Annotated in this window: 5 protein-coding genes and 1 riboswitch; of the genes, 2 read left to right on the top strand and 3 right to left on the bottom strand. The window is 65.2% G+C overall.

Going from position 1 to position 7,411, the window contains the following annotated elements; all coding sequences use genetic code 11:
* Together ribD and Q0H50_RS07420 are read right to left on the bottom strand one after the other, a co-directional pair.
* The coding region (gene ribD, locus Q0H50_RS07425) for a bifunctional diaminohydroxyphosphoribosylaminopyrimidine deaminase/5-amino-6-(5-phosphoribosylamino)uracil reductase RibD (RefSeq protein WP_294420989.1) at nt 1–1,208 on the bottom strand (1,208 nt) is incomplete at its 3' end.
* Nucleotides 1,209–1,389: 181 nt separating this feature from the next.
* Nucleotides 1,390–1,580: riboswitch (FMN riboswitch) on the bottom strand.
* A gap of 174 nt (nt 1,581–1,754) precedes the next feature.
* On the bottom strand, nt 1,755–3,095 hold the full coding sequence (locus tag Q0H50_RS07420; protein WP_294420986.1) for a coproporphyrinogen III oxidase family protein: 1,341 nt from the start codon (nt 3,093–3,095) through the stop codon (nt 1,755–1,757).
* 250 nt (nt 3,096–3,345) lie between these two features.
* On the opposite strand from Q0H50_RS07420, the gene Q0H50_RS07415 reads away from it, so the two are divergent.
* Nucleotides 3,346–4,857 carry a sodium:alanine symporter family protein gene (locus Q0H50_RS07415; RefSeq protein ID WP_294420985.1) on the top strand — a complete coding sequence of 504 codons (1,512 nt, stop codon included), beginning with the start codon at nt 3,346–3,348 and terminating at the stop codon, nt 4,855–4,857.
* 226 nt (nt 4,858–5,083) lie between these two features.
* Here the strand turns inward: Q0H50_RS07415 and Q0H50_RS07410 are convergent, their stop codons facing one another.
* On the bottom strand, nt 5,084–6,007 hold the full coding sequence (locus Q0H50_RS07410; protein WP_294420983.1) for a DUF2797 domain-containing protein: 924 nt from the start codon (nt 6,005–6,007) through the stop codon (nt 5,084–5,086).
* Between the two features lie 294 nt (nt 6,008–6,301).
* Here Q0H50_RS07410 and hisZ point away from each other — a divergent pair.
* Nucleotides 6,302–7,411, top strand: a 1,110-nt coding sequence (hisZ, locus tag Q0H50_RS07405) for an ATP phosphoribosyltransferase regulatory subunit (RefSeq protein ID WP_294420981.1), incomplete at its 3' end; no start/stop codon positions are given.

Here is a 7,411-nt window from a genome sequence, read left to right as displayed (position 1 = left end):
GCCGTGGCCTCGGCCATTCGCGCCGCGCCTGCGCCTGCGACCGGCCCCGGCGCATCGGCGCCATTGATCACCTTCGGGGCAAGGTAGACCACGGCCTCGTCCACTGCGCCCTCGTCGAAGAAGGCCCCGTGGATGCCCGCCCCGCCCTCGACGAGCAGCGAGTCGATGCCCTTCTCGCCCAACGCGTGCAACAGCGGCTTGATCGCAACGCGGCCGGCGCCGTCTTGCGGGACGCGCAGCACCTCCACGCCCAGCGCGCGCAGACGTTGCGTCTTCGCGCCGGCGTCGGTTGCGGGGTCGTCCGCATCGGCGCAGGTCGCCACCGCAAGCGGGGCCTCGCCTTGAGCGCAGGAGCGCACCAACGCGCAATCCTCGGGGATGCGCAGGCGCGAATCGAGCACCACGCGCAGCGGCTGGTTGCCGGGCTCGTCCTCGCGACGGCAGGTGAGCAGCGGGTCGTCGGCCATCACCGTGTTGATGCCCACGGCGATGGCTGCCAGACGGTGGCGCAGCTCGTGGGTGTCGCGGCGCGACTCCGGCCCGCTCACCCAGCGCGCATCGCCCGATGCGCAGGCGATCTTGCCGTCGGCGCTCATGGCCCATTTCGCAACCACATACGGGGTTTTGCGGCTGATGAATCGGAAGAAGATGGGGTTGAGCTCGTCGCATTCGCCGCGCAGCGCGTCCTCGTCCACGCTGATGCCGGCTTCGCGCAGCTGGGCCGACCCCTTGCCCGCCACCAGCGGGTTCGGGTCGCGGCTGCCCACCACCACGCGGGCGACGCCGGCGGCGATGAGCGCCTCGGTGCACGGCGGCTGCTTGCCGGTGTGACAGCACGGCTCCAGCGTCACGTAAGCCGTCGCTCCGCGCGCGTGGCCGCGGGCCGGGTCGGCGTCCGGCGCGCCATCGGCGTGTTCCGCATCCGCCGCCCCTGCGGCGGCGCGGCGTGCGCAGTCGGCAAGTGCGTTGCGCTCGGCGTGCGCCTGCCCGCACCTCTCGTGCCATCCCTCGCCGATGATGCGGCCGTCGCGCACGAGCACGCAGCCCACCAGCGGGTTCGGGTTCGTCCAGCCCCAACCGCGCCAGGCCAGCTCGATGGCGCGGCGCATGAAGCGGGCGTCATCGGCGCCGGGCGTTGCCGCAGCAGCGCCGCCCTGCGCTCCGGCCGTCGCGCGAGCCTCGCATCGTTGTTCGGGTATGCCTGCCATGGGGTGCCCTTTCTCTTGCGGCCGCCCTGCGAGGTCCAGGCATGAAAAAACGCCCGCAGGGAATCTGCGGGCGTTGATAAGCGACGAATGGGGATACGCGGCAAACGCCGAAGCGCTGCCATACATCCTTGGTGCTGCGGAATGTCGCAGCAGGCACCCGGCCGTGGCCGTGTGCTCTCGTGCTCCTGTTCTTCCATCCGGACTGTAACCGTTGGTCCTGGATTCTCACCAGATCAGCCTGACGGGCTGCGATGCTGCGGCCGCGGGGCCGCCTGCTTGCAACCTGCCAGGGTCGCGGACTTCGCCTTGCCGCTTCGCGCAGCGCGGGACGTTACCGCCAGTGAGGGATTTCACCTCGCCCTGAACAGATATCTTGGTTGGGGAGTATAGGAGCGCCTTCCGCGCGCCGCAAGGGGACACTTTTCGAGATTTGGCGCATTTCCCAGGTGAACGTGCAAGGAAATCGCCGCCAAACGGGCGTTTCGGCACGAAAAAAAGGCGGCATCTTGTGCGATGCCGCCCATCGAAAACGCCGCGATGCCCGAGCTAGTCCAAGCAGGCGCTGCAGTTCGTCTCGTCGCCGAACAACAGGTTGTGCTCCTCGCCGTCAAGCGCATCGCGGGCCTGGTCGCGCAGGTTGTTCATGCCCGAAAGGAACTGACGGTACAGGATGAGCGTCAGGTAACGCCCCATGGTGGTTAGCGTCAGCTCGTCGCGGGTGTCGGTGGCGAACGCGCGGTGCGCGCGATAGAACGCCATCTCCGCCGGCAGCAGGCGCTCGATGCTGCAGCCGAACTGCTTCTTGAAGTCGTTCTTGTCCAGGCGCAGCTGGTAGAGGTGCAGAAGGAAATAGTAGCGGGCCAGGTCGCGCTTGCTCATGACGCACTTGCCCATGATGGACATGTGCCCGGCCTCGATGGCCTCGTTGTACTCCTTCAGGCTGAACGTGTTCACGTACAGCGCGCCGTTGAGGTGCGTGATCGAGCCGCTGCCGATGCCGGGGTATTCGTTATAGGCCACCTGCAGCTCCTCGGCGTACAGGTCATGGTCGTGGGCGCCCTGCTGGTTGAGGCGGTTGAACGTCCAGATGGTGTCGCGGCTGAAAAAGGGATGCTCGCCGCCGCACAGCACCTCGTCGAGGATCTGGTAGTAGCGGAACTCGCGGTTGTAGTCCATCTTGCCCAGCGACTTCTCCATCTTGCGCGTGGTGGCGCTTGAGACGTACAGCGGGCTGAACGTGGTTTGACGCGCCCCGCAGGCCACGATCTTCTCAAGGTCGTCCAGCAGGATGTCCTCCGTCTGGCTGGGGAAGTTGAAGATCATGTCCACGTTGACGCTGTCGAAGTAGGGCGCGGCCTGCCCGATGCGCTCGAAGATCTCCTCGCCGCTGCCGTACTTCTTGTAGCGGTCCATCTGCTTGAGCAGGTCGTTGTTGAAACTCTGCACGCCCACGGACAAGCGCTGCACGCGGCCCTTCATCTCGGAGAGCCACGGCTCGGCAAGGTGGTTCGGGTTCGTTTCCACGCCCACTTCCTTGATGTGGAAGTTGTCGCGGGCGAGGTCGATGGTCTCACACAGCTCGTCGAGCAGGATGGTGGGGGTGCCGCCGCCGAAGTACAGCGTCTCGAAATCCCAGCCGCGCTCCTTGAGCATCATCATCTCACGGCGCAGGTTCTTGAAGTACGTGCGGGCAATGTCCTCGTGGAACACGTAGCGGTTGAAGCTGCAATACGGGCACAGGACCTGACAAAACGGCACATGCAGGTACAGCATGTACTTGGAGTCGGGCTTTGGGTCGGGAAAGAAGTGCTCGTCGGTGGGCTGAAGGTCGAGATGGCGTTTGGTCATCCCCTTGACAAGATTCGTGAGAAATCGTTCTGAAAGCATGTGCGCCCCTTACGCATAATTGCCCAGTATTCGGTAAGTGACCATCATAGCCCTTTGAACGGTTGCAAGTACGACAAGGAAGTAAAAGCACAACGAGGAACACAAACGCTAGGGAATGAGGGCCTATTCCGGAAACCGCGATTGTTACCAATTTGTTTCGAAATAAGGTATAGTGGCGTTTCCGTGAATTCTTGTGCGTTCGCACAAATCCGGGGAATCGGTTTCGTATCAGGAAAAGGGGAAAGCCATCATGGATTTCAACGCATGGCTTGTCGATGTCACGGGTGAGATCGACGGCTTCATGTACACGTACATCCTGCTCATCCTGCTGGTTGCAGTGGGCGTGTACTTCACCATCCGCACCAAGGGCGTGCAGATCCGCTTCATCAAGGACATGTTCAAGCAGCTGACCGAGAAGAAGCATGTGCAGGGCGAGCGCTCCATCTCGTCGTTCCAGGCGCTCATGGTCTCCACGGCAAGCCGCGTGGGCACGGGCAACATCGCCGGCGTGGCGACGGCCATCGCCACGGGCGGCCCGGGCGCCGTGTTCTGGATGTGGCTCATGGCCCTGGTGGGCGCCGCGTCGGCCTTCGTCGAGTCCACGCTCGCCCAGATCTGGAAGGTGCGCGGCACCGACGGCGAGTTCCGCGGCGGCCCGGCCTACTACATCCATCAGGCGCTCGGCAGCCGCAAGCTCGGCGTGCTGTTCAGCGTGCTGCTCATCCTGTGCTTCGCGTTCGGCTTCAACGGCCTGCAGGCGTTCAACGCTTGCAGCGCGCTTGAGTACTACATCCCCGACTACGCCACCAACGGCGTGGCCGTGGCGGCCGGTCTGGGCCTGGTGGTGTTCACCGCCGGCGTCATCTTCGGCGGCTCCAAGCGCATCAGCGTGATCACGTCCATCATCGTGCCGGTCATGGCCATCGCCTACATCGCCATCGCGCTGTGGACCACCATCGCCAACATCACCTGGCTGCCCGCCGTGTTCGGCCTGATGTTCCAGAGCGCCTTCGACTTCCAGTCCATCTTCGGCGGCTTCGCCGGCTCGGTGGTCATGCTCGGCATCAAGCGCGGCCTGTACTCCAACGAGGCGGGCATGGGCTCGGCTCCTAACGCCGCCGCCACCGCCAGCGTTTCCCACCCGGTCAAGCAGGGCCTCGTGCAAAGCCTGTCGGTCTACATCGACACGCTTATCATCTGCACCTGCTCGGCCATGATGGTGCTGGTGTTCTACGTGCAGGATCCCGCTGCGGCCGAGGGCCTCAACGGCATGCCGCTCGTGCAGATGGCCGTGAACAACTCCGTGGGCCCCATGGGCATCCACTTCATCACGTTCGCCATCTTCATGTTCGCCTACTCCAGCCTCATCGGCAATTACTTCTACGCCGAGAGCAACTTCCGCTTCATCAAGAACGACTCCAAGGCGGCGCTGATCATCTTCCGTCTGGCGTGCCTGGCGGTCATCTTCTACGGTGCGGTGAACAGCTTCGACCTGGCTTGGAACCTGGCAGACATCTTCATGGGCCTCATGGCCATGATGAACCTCATCGCCATCCTGCTTCTGGGCAAGTGGGCGCTTGCGGCGCTGAAGGACTACTCCGAGCAGCGCGCCGCCGGCAAGGACCCGGTGTTTGTGGCCGACAACGTCCCCGGCATGCCGCATACCGACTGCTGGCACCTCGACGAGGTGAAGGACTTCGGCGAAGGCCCTGTGAAGGAGTACTTCGAGGAGGCCGTGGACGCCGACGTCAACAAGGCGTAAGCAACGCTGGCGAAAGCCGTGCTGCATGACATAAGCTTGCAAACGAAGCGCCGCCCGGGGATCCGGGGGGCGCTTCTTGCGTTTTCGGGGGCAGGCCGCCTTGATGCCCTATGGGAAAGCGGTTGCATATGCTAGATGATGCTCTTTGCCGCGCATGTTGAGCGCGAGCATTGTTCGCTAGGGCTCGATTTGCTGCAGGGCAAACGATGCTGCCGGGCACGGCGCGCTAGAACAGCGAGATCTGCTGGGGCTCGCTGGCGTATTCGCAGGCGAGCTCGTCGTCCAGGAATGCGATCTCGTGAGATTCCCAATCCTTGATCGGCGCGATGAAGTTCGTCCCGTCCTGCCAAAACACCAGGTTTGCGCCCACCATGCCTGCGCACACGCCGCCGCACACGTCCGCGAAGCCTTCGCCTTCAGGCAGCTGCATGGTGTGCGCGTCGGGCGAGGGCCCGCCGAAATAGTACGGCGAAAGGTCGAGCGCGTCCTCGGGCGAGAATCCCGCCTGCGCAACCGCGTCGACGTCTTCGAGCCTGTCGGCCGCCGCGCGCAGCTCGTGGCAAGCCTCCTCGAAGCTGTAGGGCGCGTCGGCCAGCAGCTTCGCCTTGAGCGATGCGCGCATGGTCTCGGCGACGCCGTCTTGCGCACACAATGCCGCTTCAAGCGCACGGGCGTCATCGGCGCAGGTGAAGCGCCCGACCACGCGTGCCGCGCGCGCTCCCTGCTCGAGCAGACGCTCGATGCCGCGCGTCTCGCTCGAGATGCCCGCCTTCACGTAGCCCGGCGCGAAATACGCCAGGTACACGTAGTGCGGCGTTTGGTTGTACTCGCGCTGCTGTGGCGAGATGTAGCTGCTGAAGTAAAACGACGGGTTGAAGCCGGTCGCCTCGATGCACGCCGGGCACATGTCCTCCTTGCCGTCGGGCAGCAGCTCCGCGTTCAGAGGGCACGTGCTCCGTTCGTGCGTTCGAAGGTCGATGCGCCCGATGCAGCGCCGGCGTGGCAGCCGGCGAAGCGAGAACGTTCTCCCGAGCACGGGCACGTAGCCGACCGTGCCCTCGTCCAGGTCGTTGATCGTAAGGTAGGGCCCGTCGACGCTGAAGCCGTAGCCGGCAAGGACGACGGTATGGTCTGCGAACAGGTTCGGCATAGCGGTGCTTTCTGTGACGGCGTTTTGCTTGCTTCGCACGCGGTGCGTTCAGCTCGCGTGGCGAATGGGAACGATTATGACGTTTCGTGCCCGAAAAGGGGAGTTTTCCGGGCGTTTCGCCCGCTTCTGCAAAAAATCGGTCAAGTTTCTTGCTTTATCACTCTACTGTGCTAAAGTATCGGACAGCACTTGGGGATGGTGGCGCGCAGGCGCCCTGCATCTGCGGCCCGCAACCGTTCCCTCATCTGCAACCGAACACGGGCCGATGCCCGCAACCGCACGATGAAAGGCAGGATGAATCAGATGAACTTCGTGACGCCTTCGGGCTTCCGCGACGTGCTCACCGACGAGGCGGTGCTGCGCGAGCAGGCGGCCCAAGCGGTGCAGGCCAACATGGCCGCCAAGGGATACCTTCCGGTGGAAACGCCCACGCTCGAGGTGATGGACGTGCTGCAGGCCGGCGGCAGGCTGCCGGGCACCCCGTTCAAGCTCTTCGACGCGCGCGGCGACCTGCTTGCCATGCGCCCCGACGTCACGCTGCAGATCGCGCGCATGTGCGCCACGCGCCTGGCCGGCCAGCCCGGGCCGTTCCGCTTCCGCTACATGCAGCGCGTGTTCCGCGAGGCCGAGGGCCAGACGCGGGCCGAGCCGCGCGAAACCACGCAGATGGGCGTCGAGCTCATCGGCCAGGCGGGCGCGGCGGCCGACGCCGAGGTGGTGGGCCTGCTGGCCGAATCGCTCAAGCTCGCCGGCGTGGCCGACTTCAAGATCGCGCTCGCATCGGTGTCGGTGCTGCGCGCGCTGTTAGCAAGCTGCGGCGCCGCGCCGCAGTGGCGCCAGGCCGTGCTCGACGCGTACCACACGTCGAACTTCGTCACGCTCGACGAGCTGACCTCGGGCGAGGGCGCGCAGGGCGTTCCCCCGGTGTTCGCCCAGGCCATCGGCAAGCTCGCCCGCATCCGCGGCGGGCGCGCCGCCATCGCCGAGGTGCGCGATCTGGTGGCGCCGCTGGGCTGCGAGACGGGCCTCGACGGCCTGGAGCAGGCGTTCGACCTGTTGGAAGCCGAGGGTCTGGCCGACAGCATCCAGGTCGACTTCTCCGTCATGAGCAGCTTCGACTACTACACCGGCATCGTGTTCGAGGCCTATGCTCCCGGGCTGGGAAGCCCGCTGGGAAGCGGCGGCCGCTACGACAACACCATCGGGGCATACGGCGAAGGCCGTCCCGCCGCCGGTTTCGCATTTTTCCTCGAGCGCGCCATGGCGGCCGCTGCGGCCGCCGATGAGCGCTCCGCGTCCGGCGCCGGCCAGCGCCCGCTGCGCATCGCTGTGCCGAAGGGGTCGCTCAACGCCGACTCCATCGCGTGCCTGGCGGCATGCGGCCTGGATGTCACGGGGCTGGAT

Origin of the sequence: uncultured Senegalimassilia sp., assembly GCF_934632265.1 — a bacterium.
Taxonomy (GTDB): domain Bacteria; phylum Actinomycetota; class Coriobacteriia; order Coriobacteriales; family Eggerthellaceae; genus Senegalimassilia.
The sequence above is the reverse complement of the archived record's forward strand: the minus strand, read 5'-3'. Positions and strand labels throughout refer to the sequence as shown.